Origin of the sequence: Specibacter sp. NPDC057265 (assembly GCF_042668835.1) — a bacterium.
In the GTDB taxonomy this organism is placed as follows: domain Bacteria; phylum Actinomycetota; class Actinomycetes; order Actinomycetales; family Micrococcaceae; genus Specibacter.
On the sequence record NZ_JBHUYE010000008.1, the window covers coordinates 100,091 to 125,441 of the forward strand.

Consider the following 25,351-nt stretch of genomic DNA (forward strand, 5'->3'; position numbering starts at 1 on the left):
TTGGTGTGGAGCTAATTAGGCCAGAAAAACATTCAGTATTAGGGCCGAAATGAGGACGGAATGAATCCGGTGGTGCGCTTGAAGGCTGCCCCAAAGGCGCTTGAGGAGCTGTAGCCCAGGAGGGCGGCCACCTCCTCGAGGTCTTCTCCCCGCGCCAGCAGGGAAATGGCGCGCTGGGCCCGCACCTTGGCCACCCACTGCAGGAAACCGGCCCCCGTTTCGGCTTGAAACGCCCGGGTTATGGTCCGCGGGCTGACCTGCAGCTCCCGGGCCCACTCCGCGGCCGAACGTTGCTGGCCGGGGTCCCGGGACACCGATTCCACTATGGGACGCAGCAGCCTGGACTGCGGAATATGCAGGGACACCTCATGGGGTGCCGGTCTCAGGACGTCCAAGACGGCCGCTTCCGCAATGGCCCTGGAACCTGCAGGCAAGGTGGCGCCGGCAAGGCGCTCCAACAACAGCCGCAGCAGCGGCGTGAGCTCCACCGCAACGGGCACCGCAGAAATGCTGGGGACGGAACGGACCCCAAAATGGGAAAAATTGCAGCGGGTCCCCGCCGGAGCGGATCCCGCATGCAAAAAGCCGGCCGGCATCCACAAACCCAGGACGGGAGTGATGAGCCAGGTCCTGGCGGCGGCAGTGACGCGGGACACGCCAGAGTCGTTCCACAAGAGTTCATGGGTGGGGTGGGAATGGTCATCCCACTGCGTGTCTTGCTGGATGTGCTCATGAAAACGCGAAATGACAAAGGGCACGGCCATGGAATCCGCCGCATAGCTGGGCAGGATCCGGCGATCCACGCCCGTCACCGGCGGGCCCACCCGCCCGGGGCGTTGAAAAGGTCCATGGCGTCATTGTTCCACGCGGTTTGCCCCTGCCGGGAGGCGGCCCCATGGGATTCCGGCCGGATTTTTATGCAGCCGCCCTTTGCACTCTTAGAGCCGAGGCCTGGGGAAGACGGGTTTTCAAGCAGGTCACGATGTATGGAACCGGCCAAATTTTAGGGCCCCGGGAGGCTACCGCTGGGCGGCGGGACTGATTATCCTCAAGCTACGGAAGGGGCGTTCGACGAGGTGGCCTGGCCAACCGCCGATCCACTAAAATCAAGCTGCGCAGTGAGGGACGTCAAGACCATGAAACCACTTCGATACTCAATCAATGTCACACTGGACGGTTGCTGCCACCACGAGGCAGGGCTCCCCCCGGACGAGGAGTCGATGCGCTACTGGACCGCTGAGATGGAGCGGGCCGATGCCCTGCTCTTTGGCCGGGTGACGTACCAGATGATGGAGTCTGCATGGCAAAAGCCGGCCATCGGCACCTGGCCTGACTGGATGGACCCGTGGAAGATCCCGTTCGCCGAGGCCATCGACCAGGCGAAGAAGTACGTCGTGTCGGGCACGCTTTCCAAGGTTGTTTGGAATGCCGAGCTGGTGCGCGACGACTTGGGAGAGGCGGTTCAACGGCTCAAGCAGGAGCCCGGGGAGGGACTGTGGGTTGGTGGTGTGACGCTGCCGTTGGCACTGGCTGATTTGGGTTTGATCGACGAGTACGAGTTTCTGGTGCAGCCGGTACTCGCCGGGCACGGCCCCACCTTGCTGGCCGGTCTGCACGAACGCATCCAACTCAAGCTCGTGGATCGGCGTGAGTTCCGCTCAGGCGCTGTTGCCCTAAGCTACCGCCCCGTGCGGGCGGCGGATTGATATGCGGTCCCATGACCTCAACAACGGGAAAGTTCCAGCCAGGGCACGCCGGACAACCCAATTTCCACGTGGCACGGGTGACAGCAGGCTGTGGCGGGAAGCCCCTGCCGGCGCCGTCGGCATCACAGCACCACCACCCTATTCTGGGCCCGGCCTCTAAAGAGGGAGCTCTGAATGACTGTCCGCTGTGAAACCTTCCTGGCTACTTTCGCCCGATCCTGGGCTAAGGAGCCAGTTGCGCAGCAAGCTGCTGCGCAACTGGAACTGGTGCCGCCAACGCCACTATTCCACGACACAACGAGCCCCAAATCCCATCGTGTTTTGGCCTAAAGCATGTCGTTTCCGTGTCGTTGGGGCATTTTGGGGCAAACAAAAACCCCTCCAACCCAGCGTTTCCGCAGCCCAGAGGGGTATTTTGGTGGAGCTAAGGAGATTCGAACTCCTGACCTCTTCGATGCGAACGAAGCGCGCTACCAACTGCGCCATAGCCCCGGGCGTAAAACTTGACCCACCTTCAACAATAATGCGCCGCTGCCTGCAATGCCACTTGGCAAACAAAAGGCCGGGCCCAAGGGACCCGGCCACTGCAAAAAATCTAGGCCCTGCGGCGTTGCAGCACATCATCAAGATTGCTCAGCGCCAAGGTGCCGCGCTCCGAAGCTGCAGTTTGCTCCTTCTTGGCGGCCTTTTCGGCGGCAATGACCGGAGTGTCAACCACGGCAACAATGCCTTCCTGCTCTCCTGCAACCCCAACGCCGGCCTGATCGGCCTTAATGGAGGTTCCGGCCGACTTCGGCGCTTCCGGCAGAACCAACGGCTTCTCCAAACTCAGGGCGCGGTTGGCAGTCACATAGCCGGGAACGGGCACTTCCACGGGCAGCCAAGGCTCCAGGCCCAAATCGCCCTCCGCCAAGGTTTGCGTGTGGGCAATTTTTGCCTCGGCAGTGCCCTTCGCCGCAACGCGCAGCGCAGCGGCACGCAGCTCGGCGGCCGTCAACGGCTTTTGAGCAGGTGCCGGCTCGGCGCCTTCGGCCCGGTCAAAGAGCGCCGTCTCCTTCGGTTCCACCCGGTTCACAGCCACATCACGGCCCGCCTGCCGGGCAGCAGCCCGTTGTTGGCTGCGCTTGGCGTTTCTGGCAGCCTGTTCCCTCATTGCCATGGTTCGCAGCCCCAGAACCACTGCAACAAACACTGCCAAAGCGGTCCAGGCCACGGTCGCCGAGCCTAGGGAAAAGACGCTGAGGGCCCCGGAGATCCCCGCTGTCAGCAGGGCCAGTAAACCGGCCAGGGCAATGAATGTCCGGCCCCAGCGGATGACCAGGGTTTTCTCAGTTGCCGAGGGCACGGCCGTTGAAGGTCCCGGCTCCACGGGCTCGTGGGCGTCGGAGGTGCTGCTATCCATTGACGTCTCCTGCAACTGCTGAATTTGGCGGAACTGGCAACTGTCGTCCTGCCACGTTTCAACCCTAAAGGGGAAACATTCCTTGTGCGGCATTACTGCCGGTGTGTCGTTGAGCAAGGGGATAATTACCTCCCATGACAGCCGTCTTGCAGTGGGCTTGAACTACCGGCGGGCAAGCCAGCGCGGCAGCAGACCTTCGGGAACTTCCTCGGCGGTCAAAGCAAAGCTGCGATGGTCGGCCCAGGCTCCATTGATGTGCAAAAAGCGTTGCCGCAGGCCTTCATCCCGGAACCCCAGTTTTTCCACCACGCGCAGGCTGGGAGAATTTTCGGGCCTGACATTGATTTCCATCCGGTGCAAACCCAGCCGACTGAAGCACAAATCAGTCGCCATGGCCACCGCTGTGGGCGCAATGCCACGCCCGGCCCGACTTTGATCCACCCAATAGCCCAGTGTGGCTGACATGGAGGAGCCCCAAGTGATGGAGGAAACCGTCAGCTGACCCACAATGGCGGGTTTCGCTTCCGACGCCACACGTTCGGTGATGATGAACGGCAGCGCCGAACCGTCCCGGGCCTGTTGGTGCAGGGCCCGCACCATGCCGCCAAAGCTGGGCAAGTCCCCTTGCCCAGCAGGGTTGCTGGCCTCCCAAGGCTGCAACCACTGAGCATTCCGGGCCCGCACCTGCGTCCACTGTCCCTTGTCCCGCATTTTGATGGGACGCAGGGCCAAATCACCGCACTCCAGGCTCACCGGCCAGATGGTTTGCCCCCACACAGCTTTAGACCTTGAAGTCGTGGGTGAATTCGCCCAACCATTCCCGCAGGTCCGGGCCCAGCTCCTCGTTTTCGCATGCCAAGGTGACGACTGCCTTGAGGTAGCTGAGCTTGTCACCGGTGTCGTAACGGCGGCCGCGGAACACCACGCCGTAGACCCCGCCGCCTTCGCCTTCGCGCGTGGCCAGTGTCTGCAGGGCATCCGTGAGCTGAATTTCATCGCCCCGGCCCGGAGGGGTGTTTTCCAAGACCTCAAAAACCGCCGGGTGCAACACGTAGCGGCCAATGACAGCCAGGTTCGACGGCGCATCCGCCACCGCGGGCTTCTCCACCAAGTGGTTCACCCGCACATAGTTCTCACCCTCGATGACATTCATGTCCGCGCAGCCGTAGGCGGAGATTTTGTCTTCGGGAACCTCAATCAGCGCCACCACGGAGCCACCGGTGCGTTCCTGCACCTCAATCATGGTGGTCAGGAGTTCATCACGCTCGTCAATCAAGTCGTCACCGAGCAATACGGCGAAGGGCTCGTCACCCACGTGGGTCTTGGCACGGAGCACCGCGTGGCCCAGTCCCTTCGGATCCCCCTGGCGAACATAGTGGATCTCACCCAAGGCGGTGGCATGCTGGACTGCTGCCAGGCGATCGACGTCGCCCTTGTCCTCCAACAGCTGCTCGGTGACGGGAACACGGTCAAAGTGATCCTCAAGGGCACGCTTGTTGCGGCCCGTGATCATCAGCACGTCTGTCAGGCCGGCCCCGACGGCTTCCTGGACCACGTACTGGATGGCGGGCTTGTCCACCACGGGCAACATTTCCTTGGGCATCGCCTTCGTGGCGGGAAGGAAACGGGTTCCCAAACCAGCTGCGGGTATAACCGCCTTACGTACACGCTTTTCAGAAGTCATTCACCTAGGCTAACTGAACCGAAGGTAAAACGTTGGATATCGTGGCCTGGACCCCGTAATGACCCTTGATAGGACCCTGTGAGCCCCCTGAACAAAGCTGCCTGGCGGAGACAAATTCGTGCTGCCCGGGTGGCAGCCTTGACGGCACAGCCACACACGGATGCAGCCGTGAACCTGGCCCGGGCGGCCATCGCCTGGCTGGAGACGTGCTGCCCTGGCACGGGAGCGGTTTGTGCCTACATTTCAGTGGGCGCGGAACCCCCCACCCAGCTGCTGCTTGAAGCTTTGCTGCGTTCGGGCCGCAAGGTCTATGTGCCGGTTTGTGAACCGGGACATCACTTGAGTTGGGTGTCGTGGCACCGCGGCGTGCCATTGGCACCGAGCGCGCTGGCCCCGGTGATGGAACCGGTGGGACAGCGGCTTGGTTTTACTGAATTAGGGCCCGTGGCTGCCCTTTTCATCCCGGCGTTGGCAGTTGATTGCAGTGGCGTGCGTTTGGGGCAGGGCGGCGGCTACTACGACAGGTTCCTCGCCCACCGCACGGAAGCCATCGCAGCGCTGGTGTATGCCCACGAGGTGCTGCCGGCGGGCACGCTGCCCCATGATGCCTTGGACATTCCCCTCGCCTTCACAGTGACGCCCGCCGGCCACCGGAAGCTGGGCCTGCTAGCTGACCGGCGCTAAAGGACCAGGGGCGGTTTGCAGGCTGGCCCGCTCCCGGGTGGCACCGGGGCGGATGCTAGAATTGGCACTCGGGGCCATGGACTGCCAATGCTGTATCCGGCAGGAATGGGGCCCCAACGCATGCACTCAAAAGGAGAATCAGTGCCCACGTACGCTTATGCTTGCAAGAATTGCGGCCATGCCTTTGACATCCAGCAGTCGTTTAGTGACGATTCCCTGACGGTTTGCCCTGAATGCAGCGGCACCCTGCGGAAGAAATTCAATTCAGTGGGTGTGGTCTTCAAGGGCAGCGGTTTCTACCGCACCGATTCCAGGAGCTCCTCCAGCTCCGTTCCAGCCGCTCCCACCGCCACGGGCAGTTCCGATGCCGCGGCCTCCCCCGCAGGCAGCAAGGCTCCGGCCCCGGCAAAGTCCAGCACCTCCAGCACCCCCGCCTCCTCAGCCGCTTAAGACCGACCGGCCGCCCTGGCAGCCCCACGGCAGTCCTCCACAACGCCTGCGCTGGCCCCGGCGCGGCACAGCCGGGACATTTGTGCCGGAGCAGGCGCCGGAGCAGCACTAGTGTGGGCCCATGAGTCGGTCCGGCAGGAAATTCCAAGGACAGCGCGGCCCCGCCGCGTATCCCGGTCCTGCCTGGAATGCCCGGCCGTGGCCCGGGGTGTCGGAACTGTCCTGGGCGGGCCGTCTGCACCATCTGGCGCTGCGCCGCCGTCGGCTCATTGCCGCATTGTTCCTCTGCGCAGCGGCGGCCATTGCGGTGGAGCAGCTCACCCCCGCAAGCGCCCCGACCACGGCCGTCCTGGTCGCCAGCCGGGACCTGCCGGCGGGGCATCCACTCACGGCCACCGACTACCGCATCCAGGCCCTGGACCCGGCCATGGTTCCGGACGGGCTTCTGGACCCCCACAACCCAGCTCCCCGGGATGGCCGGCTCTCCGGGCCGGTGCGGCGCGGAGAGGTTTTGACTGACGCGGCCCTTTTAGGCAGCGGTCTGCTGACGGGCGCGCCGGCAGGCAGCCAGGCAGTGCCCTTGCGGCTCAGTGATCCTTCAACACTGCCCCTGTTGCGCCAGGGCCAGTTGGTGACAGTGGTGCTCAGCAGCGCCGAGGGGCTTGAGGCTGCTGCCACCACGGTGGTGCTGGCCGAGAAGGTGCCTGTGTTGTGGACCCCCGGCGACGCCGACGCGGGGGAAGGGCTGCTCCCGGGCGCTTCAGACACCGAGCCGGTGGTGGTGGTGGCGGCGTCGCCGGAGCAGGCGGTGCAACTCGCCGGCGCCATCAATCGTGGAAAGGTGTTCCTGATTTTGCTGAACTGAAAAGCCCATGGCTGCAACAAGCCGCCGCGGATGGGCCAGTTGTCACTTCCGTGCCGCTTTGACGGCGAGAAAGTACCTTGTCCCGGCCGGGAGGTGGCACAGGGCCACCGCCACGGCTCCCAGGGAAAGTTGCGCCACGGTGGTCAGGCCCAGGGGAAAGGTGATTCCCAACAGCTGCACCAGCGTCAGGGTGAGCAACACCGCCGCCCCCGTCCGGGCCCACATGCGGCCCTTGCGGAGGAAAAACGCCAACAGGAGATAGGCGGCCACTGTCCCCAGCCCGGCCACAACCACAGTGATGACGCCCATGTTCCGGAAGGATTCCACACTGGGGACGCTGCCGGTCATGGCGTTGATTTGTTCCTCGATGGCCTTGGTCCGCTCCGGGGAGAGAGCATGAATGACGGCGGTGACGGAGGCAACCACCTGGGCCACGGCCGCCAGGACCAGCAGGACCGCCGCCGCGCCCACGCCCGGTGGCGCCTGAACCGGCTGGCGGCTTTGCTTCCCGGGGGCATCCGTGCCAGGCGTTGATGTTTCAGCCACCGTGTCCACCCCTATCCCCAATGCGGGGGCTTGTTTTCACGCAGCCACTCATCGTGGCCGCTGTTCCTTGGCCCGTCCCCCCAGGTGTGGTCGGCGTCGCCCGGGGCTTCCTTGGGCAGCAGCGGGGAGTCGCTGGACGGTGCCGCTGCCACAGGCTGCTGTTCCTTCACTGATGCCCCCTCCTCCGGCTGGCGGTCATCCTGACTGTTCCCTGCACTGCTGGGGCTCACGGTGCCACCACCTTCCTCAACTTCTTCCTGCACCTCAACGGCGCTGTCCCCGCCTTGATTGCCGCGGCGGCGGACCCGCGGAGCGTCAACCACAGCCGCCATCAAACCGTCCTGGGTTGATCCCAGCAATGACGCCAGATCGGCTTCACCGGTTGCGGACGACAGGCCCAGATGGTGGGCAATTTGGTCGGCGCAGCTGGAGGGGTCCGTGAACACTTCAATGGTCCACAGTGACACGTAGCGCCAGCCAAGGCGTTCCAGCATTTGCGGGCGGAGACGGCTGCGTTCACGCACGCTCATGTTCTTGTACTTCGCGGTTCCGTCGGACTCCACCGCCACCGGCGCCGGGATTTCATGATCCTCCCGGCCCAGCAGGGACATTGGATCCGGTGCTGCGGCCATGTCCAGGGCACCGTCATAGTGGTGCCATACCCGGGCTCCCCGGGCCCGCAGGCGATCGGCAAGATCGGCCACCAGCGGGTCCTCACCGGTTTCCTTCTCACTGTCCATGGCCCGCGTGGCAGGTGTGCCCAACAGGGAGTTCCCAGCCAGTTCCCGGTCCAGCAACTCGAAGAAGTCAACGGCGCCGTAGCTCAGGCGGGCCGCGTCCAGATCTTCCGGACGGAAGCACGTGACAATGTGGATGTGGGTGCGGGCACGGGTCATGGCCAAGGCAAATTTGGCGCGGCCATCGGGTTCGGACAGGGGGCCGAAACCATGCAGGGCGCGCCCGTGCGGGGTGCGGCCAAAGCCCAGGGAGAACACAATGCGATCGCGGACCAGTCCGGCGGCCCGGTCCACCGTCACCACCCGGAAGGACTCCGGCCCGGAGGCAAAGAACTCATTGAGCAGCGGATGGTTGGCCATCTGCAGACGGATGGCCTGGGCCACCCGCACCGCATGGCGGTCGCTGGCGGTGATGACGGCCAGCGATTCCCGTGGATGGACCCGGGCGTGCTCAAACACCAAATCGACCACCCGGTTGACCTCGGCCACCACCGACTCCACGCCCCCGTCACCGGCACCCGGCAGTCCCTTGCCTTCGGGCAGGTAGTCCACGGTGATGGCACGGTCCAAGCCGGTGACGGTGCGGCCGTCGGGAAGGCGCTGCAGTTGGGAGTCATAAAAGCCGTTGCTGAGCTGGCGGACCAGGTCCTCATCGACGTCCCGGTAGGAAATGGTCAGACGGTGCCGCGGCAGCATCCGTGAAAGCGCTCCAAAGACGCTCTCCAAGGGATGCTGGTCGGTTGCTGCCGTGCCCGGCCGGGTGACAGCCACGGTGAAACTCTTCGGGCATGCGGTCTGTTCATCGCCAAAGGCCACGACTTGATCGGCGCGGGCCAGCGCGGGCAGGGCAGACTGCAGGGAGGTGGATTCCGCATCCAGGATCACCACTGTGTCAAAGCGATATCCGCTGGGAATGGCCGAGGGCACCACCAAGGGGCTCAATACAAACACCGGCGCCAGGTTGCGCAGCAGATCCGGTGCCTGCGCACTCAAGGTGGCCAGGGACACCCTGCCGTCAGTCAACACATTGCGAAGCATTTCCCCCTGACGGTTCCGCCCGGACAAAATGCTGGACCACTGCTGGGACAGCCGCCAACGGATCCGGGCCGGCCCCGACGCCACGTGCGCCTGGTCCGCGAGACGGAACTCCGCCTCCAGCCGGCGCAGGTTGTCGCCGTCGGACATGGCCAGGTACTCATCGCCGCTGATCATGGCTTCCAGTGCCGACTGCCACCATGCCAGCTCCAGCTCGGCACCGGTCTGGGCAGCGGGAACTTCACGACGGGCCAAGTCATCGAGCAGCTCCCCCAAGCCCTGCTCACGCATGCCCTCCAGCAGCAAGGTGCGCTCGGGCAGGGTCTCCAGGGACTCCCTGGACTGAACCAGCGCTTCCAGCCGGCCAATGAGCTCGCCGGCGTTGAAGTTCATGAGGTCGCCGCCGTCGACTGTCCGATCCAAAATGGCGCCCAGGGCCAGCAGCTTTTCCCGCAAAGCCATGTAGCTGCGGCTCAGCTCCGCCAGCCCCGAGGGCACCGTGGGGTGGCGCTTGCTTGTGGCAGCTTCCGCCCAGAGGGCACTTTGTTCATTGACCAGCAGCAGGGAGGCATGCAGATCGGCAATATGGACCCCGGGGCGCACCAAATCCTTGGCATTGCGGCGGAAACGGGCGCGCTGCAGGGCAGGCATTTCAATGCCCCGCTCGCGCCGCCAGGCAGCCGTGGCGGTGGCGGCAATCATGTCGTCGGTGGGCCAGTCGAAAATGTCGGCGTTGAACTTGTCCAGGCTTTCACGGATCGCCACCAGCATGGTCAGCTGCCGTCCCCACTCGGCGAAGGAATGCCCCTGGCGGATCTGCCCAAATTCGGCCACCTGGTACATTTTGTCGGCAAAACCGGGAACCTGCTCGTGCAGCTGCTCAGCCAAGGTGTAGGCGGACTCGGTTTCCTTGCGGGTCACCATCCGGGCGCCATGCCAGGCACTGCTCACAGCCACCTGGCTGAAGGCACCCAGCTCGGCGGCACGCCGCAGCCGCGCAGTAAGTTCCTTGCGGTCCTGAATGCTGTCCAGAACGCTGCGCTTGAGCCGGACGGTGGTGGAGGGCGCGGGATGGATCGAGGTCAACTCGGCCAGTGACTGCATGGCCTGGTACGGCGAGCAGCCCCAACGGTCGCGCACATTGTGCAGGCTTGCCACATGATCCACCAGCTGGTGGCGGTGGTCCACCAGGGTTTCATGCAGCGTGCCCAGCTTGGGCTCATCGGCTTTTTCATTGCGGGTGATGGCACGCACCAGCTGGGACTTGATCTGCTGCGGACCTGACTGGGCGCTGAGCTGGAGCAGCAGCGAATCCAGGCCCAGGGCTGTGAAGTTCTGCGCCAGTTCATTGAGCGTGCCGCGGCGTTCGCCCACCACCAACACGCTTTTGCCGTCGTGGACCAGCTGCGCAATGGCATTGACGGCTGTTTGTGTCTGCCCGGTGCCGGGGGGCGTGGAGACCAGCACCGATCCGCCGTCGCGAATCAGATCCAGCACGTATTGCTGCTGCGGGTCCGCGTCCCGGACCAGGATTTCCTCCTCCGGATCACGCTCATCCAAGGGGGTGAAGCGGGAGGTGTCGGCTTCCAACTCCACCGGCAGGACGTCGTCGTTGCTGTGGCGCTGCAGCGATTCGAGCAATTCGCTGCCGCCACTCAGCGCCGGATCGTTCAAGTTATCTGCCAGGAAGGCGAAGGTGGACATCACCAGATCGTGTTCCACCACGGCTTGGGGGATCGGAGTCAACAAGGCGCGCACACGTTCCAGCACAGGGGCCGGATCGAAGCGGGCGGTGCTGTAGGCCAGGCGGCCCAAAGCTGCTGCATCAAGATGGATGCCGGCATTTTGGGACAGGTGCTTGACCAGGGCGGGGTTCACCTGCGCCTGCTCCATCAACTGGAGCTCATAATCATCCTGACCTGAGCGGACAGTCAGTGCGACGGCGGCCAGCAGCACCGGGGCGCACACCGGCGTGCCCGTGAGGCCGCCGTCGAGCTCCGTGCCGGGCCAGCGGGCAATGCCGGCAGCCAAATAGCCCACATCAATCCCGCGGTCGGTGCTGAGCTCAAAAATCTTCGCCCGCAAGGCGGCGGCGGCGCGCTTGGCCGCGGCATAGTGCTCAGGTTCCCGCACCAGGGTGGAGAGGCGGGTCTTGCGGCCCGCCAGCAGTTGGGCCAGCCCCGAAGGGTGCGCATGGGTGAGGTCAATGCTGCCGTAGCTGGTCTTCGAGAAGGCCAGGGCCGTGTCCGTGCCGGAGTACGAATCCAACCCGGCAAGCCAGCTGCGCAGTTCCCAGGAACTCTCGTTGGGGCTTGCAACTGCGGACACGGGTGCCTTCTTCTCTGCACTTGAGCGAAACGATCTTGACCATACTGACATGCAATTCAGGCTATCCCCCTCAGCTGGATTTAGCCTGCTAGGCACACGGAAGGGCGCCAAATTAAGCCTGAACCCACAGCTCTTTGGCGCCCTTTTCGTGGCTAACGGGAGGTTACTCCCACTCGATGGTTCCCGGCGGCTTGGAGGTGACGTCCAAAACGACGCGGTTGACGCCCTCGACTTCATTGGTGATGCGGTTGGAGATTTTGGCCAGCAGATCGTATGGCAGCCGGGACCAGTCGGCCGTCATGGCGTCCTCGGAGGACACCGGACGCAACACAATGGGGTGTCCGTAGGTGCGTCCGTCACCCATCACGCCCACGCTGCGGACATCGGCGAGCAACACCACCGGCATCTGCCATACTTCATTGTCCAGACCGGCCGCGGTGAGCTCGGCACGGGCAATGGCATCGGCCTTGCGCAGCAGTTCCAGACGCTCTCCGGTGATTTCACCGACGATGCGAATGCCCAGGCCGGGGCCGGGGAAGGGCTGGCGGCCCACAATTTCCGGCGGCAGCCCAAGCTCGGCGCCCACTGCACGCACCTCATCCTTGAACAATGCCCGCAGCGGCTCCACGAGCTCAAAGCGCAGGTCCTCAGGCAAACCACCCACATTGTGGTGGCTCTTGATGTTCGCCGCGCCTTCACCGCCGCCGGACTCAACCACGTCCGGGTACAGGGTGCCCTGGACCAGGAACTTGATTTCCCCGCCCTCGGAGGCAGCCTCGGCCATGATGGCACGTTCGGCTTCCTCAAAGGCGCGGATGAACTCGCGGCCAATGATCTTGCGTTTGCTTTCCGGATCCGAGACGCCGGCCAGGGCGTTCAGGAAGCGGTCCTGCTCATTGGCAACGTACAGCTTGGCGCCGGTGGATGCCACGAAGTCCAGCTCCACCTGCTCGGCTTCTCCCTGGCGCAGCAATCCATGGTTGACGAACACGCAGGTGAGCTGCTCGCCCACGGCGCGTTGCACCAGTGCGGCGGCCACTGCGGAGTCCACGCCGCCGGAGAGGCCGCAGATCACGCGGGCATCACCGATCTGCTTGCGGATCAGTTCAACCTGCTCATCCAGGATGGACGTTGCGGTCCAGTTCTTTTCCAGCTTGGCACCGTTGAACAAAAAGTTCTCCAACACCTGCTGGCCGAACTCGGAATGCTTCACCTCAGGGTGCCACTGCACGCCGAACAGGCACTTTTCCTCGTTCGCGAAGGCTGCAACGGGTGCCCCGTCGGAGGTGGCGAGCACGTCAAACCCTTCGGGGGCCTGCTGCACGCTGTCCCCGTGGCTCATCCACGTGGTCTGGTTTGCGTCCAGGGAGTCGAGGATGGAGCGGCCTTCGCCCACGAGGCGCACCTGCGTGGAGCCATACTCGCGCAGCCCCGTTTCCGCAACGGTTCCGCCCAAGGCCGCGGCCATGGCCTGGAAGCCATAGCAAATGCCCAGGACCGGAATGCCAGCTTCAAAAAGGTCTGCACCAACGTCAGGTGCACCCTGCGCATAGACGCTGGAGGGCCCCCCGGAAAGGATGATGGCAGCTGGGTTCTTAGCCAACAACTGCGCAGTGGTATAGGTATGCGGCACGATTTCCGAGTACACATTGGCCTCACGCACGCGGCGTGCAATCAACTGGGCGTACTGGGCTCCGTAGTCCACAACCAGGACGGGCTTCTGGGCGGTCTGGACCGCAGCGGGAGTAGTCACCCACCAATCTTAACCCACGTCCATGCCCCCGCACCGCGGGCATGCCCCCTACGTGATGCAACACGCACGGAGGGGGCGCTGCAAATCAGTAGCGCTTGGTGGCCCCGGGGTTTGCCGCCACTTCAGCCAGGACTTCCTTGTGCACCTTGGCCTCGACGAAGAAGGACAGGAACGGCACCACACCACCCAAGGCGATGAGGACCAGTTTGCCAAAGGGCCAGCGCATGAGCGTCCACAACCGGAAATCGGCAATCAAGTACACCACGTACATCCAGCCGTGGGCGATGAGAACCAAGGTGGAGAGATTCACGCCGCCGGTGACGGCCATTGCGTCACCATCAATGTTCACCAGACCAAAGCTGTGGGCCTGGCCGGTCAGGACATTGGTGCCGCCGGCCACCAGCACGCTGCCGAAGACGTAACGGAGCACCAGTTCAACCACGAGCAACAGCAGCATGATGCCGGTGGCGTAGGCCAGGACCTTGTAGAACTTCAAGGCGCTGAGGATTTGGGCCGCGGTGCCGCCAAAACGCCGCTTGGGCACGGGCCTGTTCAGGGGCTGCGCCTTCGCTGCCGGGGTTTGGCTGGAATGTGCGTTCGTGGGCTCGGTCACGGTGCCGGCTCTCCTCAGGTAGTTGGATCTGTGCGGTTGCAGAATTTAGTGGGCGGCAGTGACAGGGGGCGGCCCGTCGTCAAAGTCGGCGTCAATGTCAAAGAGTGCGTCTTGTTCGCGGCGGTGGTCGTCAGCCACCAAGCGCCACCAGAGGAAGACCGCAAAGCCGGCAAAGAGAACCCACTCGATGGAATAGAAGATGTTCAACCAGTTGATCTTGTTGTTTTGGTCGGTGGCGGTGACCGTGATGGGGGTCAACGCCCCTTCCTGGGCGCCTGCGCCCACCTCTTTGCCGTCAACCACCTCATTGAAGGAGACAATAAAGGCAGCGTAGGTGCTCACGTCCCACACATTGGTGAGCTCGGCGGAGGAGAGGGTTTGCACCTGACCCTCGGGCAGCCCGCGGTTCAGCTCCGGCCCTTCCGAGTTCAACAACCTGCCTTCCAGGGAAACCAAGCCCTGGGGGGCCTGGGGAATGTCCTGCGTCGCAGCCACCCAGCCGCGGGCCACGGGAATCACCACGTCCTGACTGGCCGCAACGCCGGTCAGTGGGGCCACATCTTTGACCTTCAGCGCCGTGACCACCCAGTGGCCTTCCTGGCCGTCCTGCACCCGGGCGGGAACCAGGACCTGCCTGTCGGCGTCGAACTCGCCGGCAACGGAGACAAGCTGACCCTCCATGGAGCCCAGCATGGTCTGCCCCGGGGCCAGGACCTCAAGCAAAGGCGTGACCTGCTCGGTGGCCGATGGCGGGGCCACATCCTTTTGCAGGGAGCGGGAAAACTGCCACTGACCCAGCAGGGCGAAGGCAGCGGCCACGATGAGGGCGAAGACCAGCGCGGCAATCCATTTGGGCTTAAGGGCAGTTTTCAACACCCTTCAACGGTACTTCGTACTCTTGTAGAACAACGAATGCGCGGGGGCGGACGCTAGTGGTCGAAGAACACCAGGGTGGAGTTGATCAGTTCCGTGATGACTTCAGTGTCATGGGCGCGGCGCAGGGATTCCCGGAAGTTTTCCTTAAACAGGGAGCGGGCCAAGGTGGCCAACACCTCCAGGTGCGCGGAGAAGGAGTCCGTGGGCGTGGCAATGAGCAAAATCACTGTGGCAGGTCCGTCCACGGCGCCAAAGTCAAGGCTGTTCCCAAACTTTGTGATCCCCACGGCAATGGAGATGTCCTTGACGAAGGCGCTGCGGGCATGTGGCAGGCCAATCCCGCCGGGCAGCCCCGTGGCCATCTGGTGCTCGCGGGCATTGACGTCGCGCAGGAAGCCGGCCAGATCCGTGATGCGGCCCTGCTCAAAGAGTTTGGCTGCAAGCTGGGCAGCGGCGTCCTCCTTGGACGCGGCCACCATCTCCAGGATGACCAGGCCCGGGTTGGTCAGTTCCAGCTCGTAGCGTTCCAACGAATTGCTTGTCATGGCTGCCTTTTCCGCTGTGGCCTTTGATGAACAGTTCCCCCCCACCAGTCTATCTAGGGGGCGACTATTACCTCCACGCGCTGGAATTCCTTCAGATCCGAGTAGCCGGTGGTGGCCATGGAGCGGCGCAGGGCGCCAATGAGGTTCGATGACCCTCCGGCCTGATGGGCGGGGCCGTACAGCACCTCTTCCAAGGTCCCCACCGTGCCCATGTGCACGCGGTGGCCACGCGGCAGCTCGTGGTGATGGGCTTCCGCACCCCAGTGCCAGCCCTGCCCGGGGGCCTCGGCTGCGCGGGACAGTGCCGTGCCGAGCATGACGGCGTCGGCGCCCATGGCAATGGCTTTGACGATGTCGCCGCTGGATCCCATGCCGCCGTCGGCAATGACATGCACGTAACGTCCACCGGACTCATCCATGTAGTCCCGGCGGGCCGCAGCCACGTCGGAGATGGCGCTGGCCATGGGTGAACGGATCCCGAGGGCACGGCTGGTGGTGGAGGAGGCACCCCCGCCAAAGCCCACCAGCACCCCGGCCGCACCGGTGCGCATCAAGTGCAGGGCAGGGGTGTAGCCGGCGGCGCCGCCCACAATGACGGGAACGTCGAGTTCGTAAATGAACTGCTTGAGGTTCAGCGGCTCACTGGATTTGGCGACGTGCTCGGCTGAGACGGTGGTGCCGCGGATGACGAAGATGTCCACCCCGGCGGCCACCACGGTCTTGTAAAATTCCTGCGTGCGCTGCGGGGTCAGGGACCCTGCCACCGTGACGCCGGCGGCCCTGATCTGGGCCAAGCGTGCGGTGATGAGTTCGGCCTTGATGGGTTCACTGTAGATCTGCTGCAGCCGCACCGTGGTCTCGGGGTCAATGACCGAAGCCTGCAGCAAGGCAATTTCATCCAGCACGGGCTGCGGGTCCTCGTAGCGCGTCCAGAGCCCTTCCAGGTCCAGCACGCCCAGGCCGCCGAGCTTGCCCAGGGCAATGACCGTCTCCGGCGACATGACCGAGTCCATGGGCGCACCAATCACGGGGGCGGCAAACTGGTAGGCGTCAATCTGCCATTTCACCGACACGTCCTGCGGGTCCCTGGTGCGCCGGGAGGGCACAATGGCGATTTCATCCAACGAGTATGCGCGGCGTCCACGCTTTCCACGGCCAATCTCAATCTCATAAGTCACGCCTCCTAGCCTATCCCAGCGAGCGCCGGAGACCTTAAAGCCGCTCCCCCGCCGCTCCCCCGCCGTCAGGAGGGCCTGCGTGGCGGTGGTTTTCAACTCCGCAATGGCCCGAACCTTTTGTCATGGCCAAAACAGCCCCCGGCTTCCACAGCCCCCACCAGCCCGGCCAACCCGTCCCGGCTCGTTTTCGGGGCCGCGCATTCTGTGACGGTCCCGCCAGGGCTGCAAGGTCGACGCCGGGCACCGCCTGTGCATTCAGCGCCAGCTTCTGCCACAACTGCGAACACAACGGACGCAGGGCGCGGGAATTACTGAAGTGCTTCCCTGCCGGCAGCTGGTGCAGCATTCCCAAAGCGGCGCCGCCACGTTGGGGATCGGCGACGACCTGCGTCCAGCCATGCAGGCCGCCGATGGTGAGTTCAACCCATCGCAGCCCAGCAGCGGCTGATCTAGGGTAAACCATGGGATTGTTCAAGTTCCCCCATCCCTTATTGACCACACATCATTGACGACGAAGGCAGGCGGACCCATGGCAGATGGCATGATCGGCGCGGACCCGGAGCAGCTGCGTGACCTGGCCAAGATCATGGAATCCTCCGGCAGCCAGCTAAAGCAGGTGTCCGGCTCGCTCAACGGCGTCATCGCGCGGGTCCGCTGGGTTGGACCGGACAGCGAGAAGTTCCGCGGACAGTGGAACAACGGAATGCGCAAAACCCTGCACTCCACGGCTCTGATGTTGGCCGAGCATTCCAGCCTCCTCAAGAACCAGGCCGATGAACAAGTCCGGGCAAGCGCCGTCGATGGCGGCTCCCCCGGTGGCGGGTCCGGCTCCCCCGGTGGCGGGTCCGGGGGAGCCGGCGGCGGGTCCGGGGGTTCCGGCGGCTCGGACTCGCCCTTGCAGAACCTTGTTGATGCCAATGGCAACCCCATCTATCAAGCGGGCAACTTCCTCGCCTCCCTTGGCGGCACTGTTGCCAGCGGGCTGCTCGACAAGATGGTCAAGGCAGGCCTGCTCAGTAAAGCGCCGTGGAGCCTGCTCAGCGCCCAGGCCAGCCAGTTGGGACAGTACGTCAAGGGCACCCAGCTGCTCAATGGCCTCTCCGCCGTGGGCCGTGCAGCAGGAGTCCTTAGCGTCATTGGTGGAGGTGCGCAGCTGGCCAATGGCATCATCAACGGCGACGTCAACCAGATGCTCGACGGCGGCATCACCACGGTTCTGGGCGTCGGTTCCTTCATTCCAGTTGTGGGACCCGCCTTTGCGGTTGCCGGTGTGGCCTGGGCCGGTTTGGGGCTGCTGTCCAATTCGCTGGGCTATGGATCGACGAGTGAAATGGTGGGTGCCGGCGCGAAATGGGTGGCTGATACGGTCTCCGACGGCGCGAAATGGTTGGGCGAAGAGACGGCCAACGTGGCCAAGAAGGCCTGGGGCTGGCTTTCCGGTGGATAGAGTTGAGGCCTGCCCCCGCATCCATGTGGACCCATTTGAGAAGGAACAATGACCGACGAATCAGATCTTCTGCTGACCGACCATGAACTTCTGGCACTGTTGGCGATGAATCCAACGGAAGCCTCCACCGCCACCCGTGATCTGTTCCGGCTCGGCGCCGTCGCCCACCAGGAAATCTTGGAACGCGCCGGCATCACCACCTTGCTGGCCCGGGGCATGGCGGAACCGGACGGCGATGACATTGTCCCCGTCGATCGCGGTGCACTCATTGCAGCCGTCTTGACCACTGCCACCGCTTGGCTGGAAGTGGCTTTTGTCACGCCGTCGGCCGAACACGTCATGTTCGTCGCTGCCTCCGAGCACGGATCCCTGCTGCTGTCCCTCAACCGTCTGGGTGCACATCAGGTGCGCCCCGTTGATACGGCGGAGGGTTTGGCCCATCTTGGGGTCCTGCTCTCGCGCGCTTATCTCGAGGACGCCGGGGAGGGGCTTCCGGCCGCAGCCATGGTGACCCGGCACGCCGTCTCGGAGACTTCACGCACCGCCCATCTCAAGCGTGGGGAAACCGAGCTTTGGACCTTGCAAACAGGCCATGGCGCGTCTGCCCGGACAAGCACTGTTGCCGCCGCGGACGCCTTCGATCTCTTCAGCGCCGCGCTGGCCTGATGAGCGAACCAGCGTCCCCGCTCAGCGCCAGCCGGCGGGGCCGGTTGACGGCACTCATGCTCGCCACGGGAACGGTTGCCGCGGCCTTCGCGCTGCTGGCTTTGCTCAACCCGCACCTGGGCGGTCAACCCCAGGGCCCGGTGGCAGGGCTGGGGGCAGCGATCTTCGCCGTCGTGCTTTTGGGCCTCTGGCTTCGGCAGGGCACCATTGCCTCAACGCAGGTGACCGCGGTGCCGCCACGGCCGCCCAGCACCCCGGGACTGGGAAAGAAGCTCGCGGCCTTGCTGGTCATTGCCGTGCTGCTCTGGCTTATGGCGGGGCTTTTTTGGTATTTTGCCCTTTCCGGCAGCAATCTTCGTTACGGCATGGATCCGCTCCTGCTGGCCGTACCGTTGACCATCTACCCGGTATTGATCCTTACCACCGGGAACCATCTGCGCAAGGCGTCAAGGACAATGCAATGAACTACAACCATCCCTTCCCCGCCACGCCCGGGCAGCCACTGGCGTACTGGTTGGAATCGGACATGGCCCGGCTGGCCCCCGTAACCTCAAACTCGGTGCTGCGGGACATGGCGTGGACCTACGGCCAGTGGAGCGGCTTCGCAGCGGCCATGGCAGGACTGGGTGCCGCCGTGTTGGGCGGCGGGCTGCTGGCTTTGGTCATGATGCCCGGCACGCCGGGGCTGTGGATCAGCCTGCTGCTGGCGGGAATGGGCATGCTTGGCGTTTGTGCCTACATCCGCCGCGTGAAATTGCCCGGGATTGTCCGGGCAAAACAACCCTTGACCTCACGCGCGCCGGGAAAGACGAGTTCCGGTGTGGGCCTGGCGGCGCTGATCGTGGTGGCGGTGGGCGCCCCCATGTCATTGGCCCTGGGCGGCTGGTGGTCCCAGGGGCCGGGGCCGGCAGTGTCTTTGGTGTTGGTGGCGCTGTTGTTCCTGCTGGGCACTGCCAGCGTCTTCGTGGCCCCTGCCTGGTGCGCACAACATGCCCGGCAAGGCTTTCTACGCTACCTTGGCAAAAATGCCGCGGTCCGCCAGGAACTTGAAGCGTTGTCCCTCAGTTGGTACGACCCCAGCGGCAGCAGAAACTTCGGGCCCCTGTAGCCAGCCGCCGGCCCCCGCCGCGTAGGCTTGGTGCCATGACTGACACGCAATTGCGCATGACCGACCATGAACTGCTGGCACTGCTCTCCATGACCCGCACGGAGTCGGCAGCCACCACCTTGAAGTTGCTGCGCTTGGACCGGCACGGGGACAACCAGCTCTTTCACAGTGCCGGGCTCACCACTTTGCTGGTGCGCGGACTGGCCACGCAGCAGGGCGAAAAAATTGTCCCCGTGGACAAGTGCGCGGTGGTGGGATCAGTGTTGTCCCAGGCCCAGGAATGGCTGGAAATTGAACTCACAACCCCCAGCAGCACGCATGTGCTCTTTGCCGTCGGCTCCAATGTTGGCGCGCTGCTGCTGAGCATCAGCCCCTACGGCGTCCACGAGGTGCAGCCCATTGAATCCGGGCCGGCACTGCTGGAGCTGGGCCTGCATCTGGCCCAGGAATACCTCACCGGCACTGCCGAGGGTTTGCCGGCCACCGCCGCCATGCGCCGCCTGCGCGTGGCCCGTGAAAGCACACAGGCCCACTTGACGGCAACGGAGACCGGCAAGTGGGCCTTGGGGCTTGCGCCCGGGACCGGCGAAAAGGCGTACCCCCAGGCTGAAGCCATGGAGCTGTTCCAGGCGGCCCTGGCGGCCTGAGCCGGGCCCTGGCGGCCTGAGCCGCCAGAGCCCGCAGCCGTGCGTTGTTACTTGTAGTTCGGTGCTTCCGCCGTGATGGTGATGTCATGCGGATGGGATTCCTTCAAGCCGGCAGCTGTGATGCGGACAAACTTGCCGCGGGCCTTGAGCTCCGGGATGGTGGGGGAACCTACATAGAACATGGTTTGGCGCAGGCCACCCACCAGCTGGTAGGCCACCGAGGCGAGCGGTCCGCGGTAGGCGACGCGGCCCTCAATGCCCTCGGGAATGAGCTTTTCATCCCCTGACACGTCGGCCTGGAAGTACCTGTCCTTGGAGTAGGAGGTGTTTTGGCCGCGGGTCTGCATGGCGCCCAGGGAACCCATGCCGCGGTAGGCCTTGAACTGCTTGCCGTTGATGAAGACAGTCTCACCCGGGGACTCCTCGGTCCCGGCCAGAAGCGAACCAATCATGACGGTGTCGGCGCCGGCCACCAGGGCCTTGCCAATGTCGCCCGAATACTGCAGGCCGCCGTCGGCAATCAAGGGCACGCCGGCCGGAATGGCGGCCTTGGCGGATTCGTAAATGGCGGTGATCTGGGGAACTCCCACACCGGCCACCACCCGGGTGGTGCAGATGGAGCCCGGCCCCACGCCCACCTTGATGGCGTCGGCCCCGGCGTCGATCAGGGCCTGGGCGCCTTCACGGGTCGCTGCCTGGCCACCAATGATGTCAACGTGCGCAGCCGACTTCTCGCTCTTGAGGCGCGCAATCATTTCCAGCACGCCCTGGCTGTGCCCGTTGGCGGTGTCGACGAACAAGGCATCAACCCCCGCTTCCACAAGCGTCATGGCACGCTCGTAGCCGTCGCCAAAGAAGCCAATGGCGGCACCGACACGCAGGCGTCCCCCGTCATCCTTGGTGGCCAAGGGGTACTGCTCGGCCTTGGCGAAGTCCTTCACCGTGATCAAGCCACGCAGCACGCCGGCGTCGTCAACCAGGGGCAGCTTTTCAATCTTGTTCTTGGCCAACAGGCCTGAAGCGTCCTCGCGGCTGATGCCCACCTTGCCCGTGATCAGCGGCATGTGGGTCATGACATCGCGGACCAGGCGCATGGAGTATTCGCTTTCCGGGATGAAGACAATGTCGCGGTTGGTGACAATGCCCACCAGCCGTCCGCCTTCATCCACCACCGGCAGGCCGGAGACGCGGAAGCGGGCGCACAGTTCATCCAGGTCGGCCAAGGTGGCGTCCGGGGAAACGGTCACGGGGTTGGTGATCATGCCGGATTCGCTGCGCTTGACCAGATCAACCTCCTGCGCCTGGCGCTCAATGGACAGGTTGCGGTGCACCACGCCCAGTCCGCCCTGGCGGGCCATGGCAATGGCCATGCGGGACTCGGTGACGGTGTCCATGGCCGCGGACAGCAGCGGGGTCTGCACTGTGATGCGCTTGGAGACCCGCGAACTGGTGTCAGCTTCGGAAGGGATGACGTTGGTGTGCCCGGGCAGGAGCAGAACATCGTCGTAGGTCAGGCCAACAAAGGCAAAGGGATCATGAATTTCAGGCTGGGACACGAAGGCTCCTTGACGGGGAAAAACCGGTGGGGTGCGCATCCTATGGCCTGGTCCGTCATTACGAAGCTGGCCCGTGCGTTGGTATTAGTCTAAAACGAAAGCAGCCCGCACCCTATTCCAGAGGGACACATCACAGCCCGGACAGCAAAATGCCGCCGCCCCCGGCAAGGGGCGGCGGCGTTTTGCTGCCGGTCTGCAGCCGGCACCGCGGTAAAGGACTAGTGGCTGTGGGCCGCTTCGTCATCCTCTGCCGGCTTGTCAGTGACCAGCACCTCGGTGGTGAGCACCAGGGCTGCAATGGACGCTGCGTTGCGAAGGGCAGAACGGGTGACCTTCACGGGGTCAATGACGCCGTCAGAGATCAAGTTGCCGTATTCGCCGGTGGCTGCGTTGAAGCCCGAACCGGGTTCCAGCTCACCCACCTTGTGCACCACAACGTAGCCGTCGTGGCCCGCGTTCTGGGCAATCCAGCGCAGCGGCTGCGCCACGGCGTTGCGGACCAGCTCGATTGCTGTAGCCGCATCGCCCGTCAAAGCCGTCACCTTGGGGTCTTCGTCAAGGGCCTTGGCGGCCTGGACCAGTGCGGAACCGCCACCGGCCACAATGCCTTCCTCCAGGGCTGCACGTGTTGCGGACACGGCGTCCTCAATACGGTGCTTCTTTTCCTTCAGCTCAACCTCGGTGGCTGCGCCAACCTTGATCACGCCAATGCCGCCGGCCAGCTTGGCCAGACGCTCCTGCAGCTTTTCCTTGTCCCAGTCCGAATCCGTGCGTGAAAGCTCCGCACGCAGCTGGGCAACGCGGGCTGCCACGTCGTCGGCCGTGCCGGCACCGTCAACAATGGTGGTGTTGTCCTTGGTGACAGTGATGCGGCGGGCCGTACCCAGCACTTCAAGGCCAACCTGGTCCAGGGACAGGCCAATCTCCGGGGAGACAACCTGGGCGCCGGTCAGGATCGCAATGTCCTGCAGCATGGCCTTGCGGCGGTCGCCGAAGCCCGGAGCCTTGACGGCAACAACGTTCAGCGTGCCGCGCAGACGGTTGACGATCAAGGTGGAGAGCGCCTCGCCGTCAACATCCTCGGCAATGATGAACAAGGGCTTGTTGGCGGCAAGCGCCTTTTCCAGCAACGGCAGGAATTCCTGCAGGTTGGAGATTTTGCCCTGGTTGATCAGAACCAGCGCGTCTTCCATGACGGCTTCCTGGCGTTCCGCGTCGGTGACGAAGTACGGGGACAGGTAGCCCTTGTCGAACTGCATGCCCTCGGTCAGGACCAGTTCGGTGGAGGTGGTGGAGGACTCTTCAATGGTGATCACACCATCCTTGCCCACCTTGTCGAACGCCTCGGCGAGCAGGTCGCCAATTTCCTGGCTCTGCGCCGAGATGGCGGCAACTTCCGCCACCTGGCCACCGGCCACCGGGCGGGCGTTTTCCAGCAGGCGGGCAGCAACGGCCTCCACTGCAATCTGGATGCCGCGCTTGAGCTCGCCGGGGGCGGCACCGGCGGCAACGTTGCGCAGGCCCTCCTTGACCAGTGCCTGTGCCAGGACGGTGGCCGTGGTGGTGCCGTCACCGGCAACATCGTTGGTCTTCGTGGCAACTTCCTTGGCCAGCTGGGCGCCAAGGTTCTCGTAGGGGTCTTCCAGCTCCACCTCACGGGCAATGGTCACGCCGTCGTTGGTGATGGTGGGGGCGCCCCACTTCTTGTCGAGCACCACGTTGCGGCCGCGCGGGCCGAGGGTCACCTTGACGGTGTCCGCCAACTTGTTGATGCCGGCCTCGAGGGACTTGCGGGCATCATCGTTGAATATAAGCTGCTTTGCCATTCAAATTGTCCTTTCACGCAAAGGCCCCGCGCCGGATCCCAAGAATCCTGGGCAACTGTTCAGTGCCGAACCATGGCTCGGTGACAGGTGTCGGCGCGGGTGCCCTTACAGACGTGTTGTAGTGACGAAAAAGGATTCGTTACTTGACGACGATGGCGAGTACGTCGCGGGCCGAGAGGACCAGGAGCTCTTCGCCACCGGTCTTCACCTCGGTTCCACCGTACTTGGAGTAAATGACGACGTCGCCCACGGCAACATCGATCGGGACGCGGTTGCCGTTGTCATCAACACGGCCCGGTCCAACTGCCACAACTTCGCCCTCCTGGGGCTTTTCCTTGGCAGTGTCCGGGATCACCAGACCGGAGGCGGTGGTCAGCTCTGCTTCGAGCTGGCGAACAACAATACGATCCTCAAGAGGCTTAATAGAGACCGACACTCGGACCTCTCCTTCACACGTAAATTCTATGGATGGCTGGCAGTCCCCTGGGCCACGCGCGAAGGCCGCCCACCGTCGTCGCGGTGCCGGTGGTGCCTTCATGGCCCAAAGGATAAACAGTTGGCACCCTCAGGGTGGGAGTGCTAACTCCGACTCTAGGGAATGGATTAGCACTCGGTCAAGGCGAGTGCCAGATTGGCTGTGGAATGTGCCGTGGCGCCGGGGCCGGTTTCGCTGCCAGCGCAGCCGTCACATTGGCTGCCGGCTCCTTTGGACAGTGCCCGGATGGCGGCAGACTGCGACAATATGCCTATGACTACAAGCCTGGTCCATGTGCGCGATCTGAAGAAGTCCTATGGCGCCATGCTGGCCGTCGACGGCGTCAGCTTCGACATTGAAGCCGGGGAAACCTTTGCGCTCCTGGGTCCCAATGGTGCAGGCAAAAGCACCACCATTGAAATTTTGGAAGGCTACCGTGACCGCAGCGGCGGCGAGGTGAGCGTGCTGGGCAGCGACCCGGCACATGGCGGCCTGGCCTGGAAGTCCCAATTGGGCATTGTGCTGCAGTCTTCGGGTGCGAGCGACAACGTCACAGTGCTGGAACAGCTCAAACACTTTGCCGGCTACTACCCCCGGCCGCGGGACGTGGGGGCAGTCATTGAAGCCGTGGGCCTGGGGGCGAAGGCCAACACCCGCCTCAGCAAACTCTCCGGCGGGCAGCGGCGCCGGGCCGATGTGGCCCTGGGCATCATTGGCAGACCCAAGCTTTTGTTCCTGGATGAACCCACCACGGGTTTTGACCCAGAAGCCAGACGGCAGTTTTGGGATTTGGTGAACCAGCTCAAAGCCGAGGGCACCACGATTTTGCTCACCACGCATTATTTGGACGAGGCGGCCACCTTGGCGGACCGGGCAGGGATCATTGTGGGCGGCAAGCTGGTGGACATTGGGGCCATTGCGGACATTGGCGGCGCCGAGGCAAAGGTTCCCTTGGTGCGGTGGCGCCAGGACGGGGTGACGCACGTGGAACGCACCGTGGAACCGGCGGCGCTCGCCGCCCGGCTCCATGCCCAGCACGGCGGCGAAGTGGAGGCATTGGAAATCACCCGGCCCACCCTGGAGGACATCTACCTGGACATGGTGGGCAGCAGCCGGGCGGGACAAGGCACGGTTTCCGGGCCGCTGGCAGGAAGGCAGGCATGAGAACCCTGCGGTTGGGTGCCTCCCGCACCGCCTTGGAATTGAAGCTGTATTTCCGGCGGG

24 protein-coding genes, 1 tRNA gene and 1 pseudogene are annotated in these 25,351 nt (G+C 64.1%); 10 read left to right on the forward strand and 16 right to left on the reverse strand.

Annotated features, from left to right (window positions below; genetic code table 11):
* Positions 1-38: 38 nt before the first annotated feature.
* The gene (locus ACFUCV_RS08170) at positions 39-812 is read right to left on the reverse strand and encodes an AraC family transcriptional regulator (RefSeq protein ID WP_380814398.1); all 774 of its coding nucleotides are present in this window, start codon (positions 810-812) and stop codon (positions 39-41) included.
* A 324-nt stretch (positions 813-1,136) separates the two neighbouring features.
* Here ACFUCV_RS08170 and ACFUCV_RS08175 point away from each other — a divergent pair, with 324 nt between their 5' ends.
* The gene (locus ACFUCV_RS08175) at positions 1,137-1,706 is read left to right on the forward strand and encodes a dihydrofolate reductase family protein (protein WP_380814400.1); all 570 of its coding nucleotides are present in this window, start codon (positions 1,137-1,139) and stop codon (positions 1,704-1,706) included.
* Between the two features lie 416 nt (positions 1,707-2,122).
* On the opposite strand, the gene ACFUCV_RS08180 is transcribed toward ACFUCV_RS08175, so the two are convergent.
* From ACFUCV_RS08180 to galU, 4 genes are all read right to left on the reverse strand, one after another.
* Positions 2,123-2,198 (reverse strand) — tRNA-Ala (locus tag ACFUCV_RS08180).
* A 103-nt stretch (positions 2,199-2,301) separates the two neighbouring features.
* A complete protein-coding gene (locus tag ACFUCV_RS08185; protein ID WP_380814403.1) occupies positions 2,302-3,108 on the reverse strand; it encodes a hypothetical protein in 807 nt (268 codons plus the stop codon).
* A 162-nt stretch (positions 3,109-3,270) separates the two neighbouring features.
* Positions 3,271-3,885 carry a GNAT family N-acetyltransferase gene (locus ACFUCV_RS08190; protein ID WP_380814406.1) on the reverse strand — a complete coding sequence of 205 codons (615 nt, stop codon included), beginning with the start codon at positions 3,883-3,885 and terminating at the stop codon, positions 3,271-3,273.
* A gap of 4 nt (positions 3,886-3,889) precedes the next feature.
* Positions 3,890-4,792, reverse strand: a complete 903-nt coding sequence (galU, locus tag ACFUCV_RS08195) for a UTP--glucose-1-phosphate uridylyltransferase GalU (protein ID WP_380814409.1) — start codon at positions 4,790-4,792, stop codon at positions 3,890-3,892.
* A gap of 78 nt (positions 4,793-4,870) precedes the next feature.
* Between galU and ACFUCV_RS08200 the strand changes: the two genes are divergently transcribed.
* Positions 4,871-5,476, forward strand: a complete 606-nt coding sequence (locus ACFUCV_RS08200) for a 5-formyltetrahydrofolate cyclo-ligase (protein ID WP_380814411.1) — start codon at positions 4,871-4,873, stop codon at positions 5,474-5,476.
* Positions 5,477-5,596: 120 nt separating this feature from the next.
* A pseudogene (locus ACFUCV_RS08205) lies at positions 5,597-5,710 on the forward strand (FmdB family zinc ribbon protein); the annotation flags it as partial.
* A gap of 62 nt (positions 5,711-5,772) precedes the next feature.
* Here ACFUCV_RS08205 and ACFUCV_RS08210 read toward each other — a convergent pair.
* The gene (locus ACFUCV_RS08210) at positions 5,773-5,904 is read right to left on the reverse strand and encodes a hypothetical protein (protein ID WP_380814507.1); all 132 of its coding nucleotides are present in this window, start codon (positions 5,902-5,904) and stop codon (positions 5,773-5,775) included.
* A 143-nt stretch (positions 5,905-6,047) separates the two neighbouring features.
* Between ACFUCV_RS08210 and ACFUCV_RS08215 the strand changes: the two genes are divergently transcribed.
* Complete coding sequence (locus ACFUCV_RS08215) at positions 6,048-6,791, forward strand: RcpC/CpaB family pilus assembly protein (RefSeq protein ID WP_380814414.1); 744 nt, start codon at positions 6,048-6,050, stop codon at positions 6,789-6,791.
* 42 nt (positions 6,792-6,833) lie between these two features.
* Here the strand turns inward: ACFUCV_RS08215 and ACFUCV_RS08220 are convergent, their stop codons facing one another.
* From ACFUCV_RS08220 to ACFUCV_RS08250, 7 genes are all read right to left on the reverse strand, one after another.
* A complete protein-coding gene (locus ACFUCV_RS08220) occupies positions 6,834-7,337 on the reverse strand; it encodes a hypothetical protein (RefSeq protein WP_380814417.1) in 504 nt (167 codons plus the stop codon).
* A gap of 11 nt (positions 7,338-7,348) precedes the next feature.
* Positions 7,349-11,488, reverse strand: a complete 4,140-nt coding sequence (locus ACFUCV_RS08225; protein WP_380814419.1) for a DUF4011 domain-containing protein — start codon at positions 11,486-11,488, stop codon at positions 7,349-7,351.
* Positions 11,489-11,600: 112 nt separating this feature from the next.
* Complete coding sequence (guaA, locus tag ACFUCV_RS08230) at positions 11,601-13,190, reverse strand: glutamine-hydrolyzing GMP synthase (protein ID WP_380814422.1); 1,590 nt, start codon at positions 13,188-13,190, stop codon at positions 11,601-11,603.
* Between the two features lie 85 nt (positions 13,191-13,275).
* Entirely contained in the window at positions 13,276-13,803 is a 528-nt protein-coding gene (locus tag ACFUCV_RS08235; protein ID WP_380814424.1) for a DUF3817 domain-containing protein, read from the reverse strand.
* Positions 13,804-13,848: 45 nt separating this feature from the next.
* Positions 13,849-14,679, reverse strand: a complete 831-nt coding sequence (locus ACFUCV_RS08240) for an SURF1 family protein (RefSeq protein ID WP_380814426.1) — start codon at positions 14,677-14,679, stop codon at positions 13,849-13,851.
* 53 nt (positions 14,680-14,732) lie between these two features.
* Positions 14,733-15,224, reverse strand: a complete 492-nt coding sequence (locus tag ACFUCV_RS08245) for a PTS sugar transporter subunit IIA (protein WP_380814428.1) — start codon at positions 15,222-15,224, stop codon at positions 14,733-14,735.
* 53 nt (positions 15,225-15,277) lie between these two features.
* The gene (locus tag ACFUCV_RS08250) at positions 15,278-16,402 is read right to left on the reverse strand and encodes a GuaB3 family IMP dehydrogenase-related protein (protein WP_380814431.1); all 1,125 of its coding nucleotides are present in this window, start codon (positions 16,400-16,402) and stop codon (positions 15,278-15,280) included.
* Between the two features lie 529 nt (positions 16,403-16,931).
* Here ACFUCV_RS08250 and ACFUCV_RS08255 point away from each other — a divergent pair.
* Genes ACFUCV_RS08255 through ACFUCV_RS08275 form a run of 5 tightly spaced genes read left to right on the forward strand, consistent with a single transcriptional unit; the run spans position 16,932 to position 20,270 of the window.
* On the forward strand, positions 16,932-17,849 hold the full coding sequence (locus tag ACFUCV_RS08255) for a hypothetical protein (RefSeq protein WP_380814433.1): 918 nt from the start codon (positions 16,932-16,934) through the stop codon (positions 17,847-17,849).
* A 48-nt stretch (positions 17,850-17,897) separates the two neighbouring features.
* Positions 17,898-18,515, forward strand: a complete 618-nt coding sequence (locus ACFUCV_RS08260) for a hypothetical protein (RefSeq protein ID WP_380814436.1) — start codon at positions 17,898-17,900, stop codon at positions 18,513-18,515.
* Positions 18,515-18,979, forward strand: a complete 465-nt coding sequence (locus tag ACFUCV_RS08265) for a hypothetical protein (protein ID WP_380814439.1) — start codon at positions 18,515-18,517, stop codon at positions 18,977-18,979. Before ACFUCV_RS08260 ends, ACFUCV_RS08265 begins: the two co-directional genes overlap by 1 nt.
* A complete protein-coding gene (locus tag ACFUCV_RS08270) occupies positions 18,976-19,623 on the forward strand; it encodes a hypothetical protein (protein ID WP_380814442.1) in 648 nt (215 codons plus the stop codon). Before ACFUCV_RS08265 ends, ACFUCV_RS08270 begins: the two co-directional genes overlap by 4 nt.
* Positions 19,624-19,658: 35 nt before the next feature.
* Positions 19,659-20,270 (forward strand): hypothetical protein, encoded by a 612-nt coding sequence (locus ACFUCV_RS08275; RefSeq protein ID WP_380814445.1) that lies wholly within the window; start codon positions 19,659-19,661, stop codon positions 20,268-20,270.
* Positions 20,271-20,317: 47 nt separating this feature from the next.
* Here ACFUCV_RS08275 and guaB read toward each other — a convergent pair whose 3' ends face one another.
* The 3 genes from guaB to groES form a co-directional block, all read right to left on the reverse strand.
* Complete coding sequence (guaB, locus tag ACFUCV_RS08280) at positions 20,318-21,826, reverse strand: IMP dehydrogenase (RefSeq protein ID WP_380814447.1); 1,509 nt, start codon at positions 21,824-21,826, stop codon at positions 20,318-20,320.
* Between the two features lie 218 nt (positions 21,827-22,044).
* Positions 22,045-23,652, reverse strand: a complete 1,608-nt coding sequence (groL, locus tag ACFUCV_RS08285) for a chaperonin GroEL (RefSeq protein ID WP_380814449.1) — start codon at positions 23,650-23,652, stop codon at positions 22,045-22,047.
* A 139-nt stretch (positions 23,653-23,791) separates the two neighbouring features.
* Complete coding sequence (gene groES / locus ACFUCV_RS08290) at positions 23,792-24,088, reverse strand: co-chaperone GroES (protein ID WP_038464523.1); 297 nt, start codon at positions 24,086-24,088, stop codon at positions 23,792-23,794.
* A 312-nt stretch (positions 24,089-24,400) separates the two neighbouring features.
* Here groES and ACFUCV_RS08295 point away from each other — a divergent pair, with 312 nt between their 5' ends.
* Complete coding sequence (locus tag ACFUCV_RS08295) at positions 24,401-25,291, forward strand: ATP-binding cassette domain-containing protein (RefSeq protein WP_380814452.1); 891 nt, start codon at positions 24,401-24,403, stop codon at positions 25,289-25,291.
* Positions 25,292-25,351 lie beyond the last annotated feature (60 nt).

Excerpts from the sequence above, each read along its gene's own strand:
- ACFUCV_RS08175 (WP_380814400.1), top strand. The coding sequence starts at position 1,137 with ATGAAACCACTTCGATACTCAATCAATGTCACACTGGACGGTTGCTGC.
- ACFUCV_RS08185 (WP_380814403.1), bottom strand. The coding sequence starts at position 3,108 with ATGGATAGCAGCACCTCCGACGCCCACGAGCCCGTGGAGCCGGGACCT.
- galU (WP_380814409.1), bottom strand. The coding sequence starts at position 4,792 with ATGACTTCTGAAAAGCGTGTACGTAAGGCGGTTATACCCGCAGCTGGT.
- ACFUCV_RS08215 (WP_380814414.1), top strand. The coding sequence starts at position 6,048 with ATGAGTCGGTCCGGCAGGAAATTCCAAGGACAGCGCGGCCCCGCCGCG.
- ACFUCV_RS08225 (WP_380814419.1), bottom strand. The coding sequence starts at position 11,488 with ATGTCAGTATGGTCAAGATCGTTTCGCTCAAGTGCAGAGAAGAAGGCA.
- ACFUCV_RS08245 (WP_380814428.1), bottom strand. The coding sequence starts at position 15,224 with ATGACAAGCAATTCGTTGGAACGCTACGAGCTGGAACTGACCAACCCG.
- ACFUCV_RS08255 (WP_380814433.1), top strand. The coding sequence starts at position 16,932 with ATGGCAGATGGCATGATCGGCGCGGACCCGGAGCAGCTGCGTGACCTG.
- ACFUCV_RS08260 (WP_380814436.1), top strand. The coding sequence starts at position 17,898 with ATGACCGACGAATCAGATCTTCTGCTGACCGACCATGAACTTCTGGCA.
- ACFUCV_RS08265 (WP_380814439.1), top strand. The coding sequence starts at position 18,515 with ATGAGCGAACCAGCGTCCCCGCTCAGCGCCAGCCGGCGGGGCCGGTTG.
- ACFUCV_RS08270 (WP_380814442.1), top strand. The coding sequence starts at position 18,976 with ATGAACTACAACCATCCCTTCCCCGCCACGCCCGGGCAGCCACTGGCG.
- ACFUCV_RS08275 (WP_380814445.1), top strand. The coding sequence starts at position 19,659 with ATGACTGACACGCAATTGCGCATGACCGACCATGAACTGCTGGCACTG.
- groL (WP_380814449.1), bottom strand. The coding sequence starts at position 23,652 with ATGGCAAAGCAGCTTATATTCAACGATGATGCCCGCAAGTCCCTCGAG.
- ACFUCV_RS08295 (WP_380814452.1), top strand. The coding sequence starts at position 24,401 with ATGACTACAAGCCTGGTCCATGTGCGCGATCTGAAGAAGTCCTATGGC.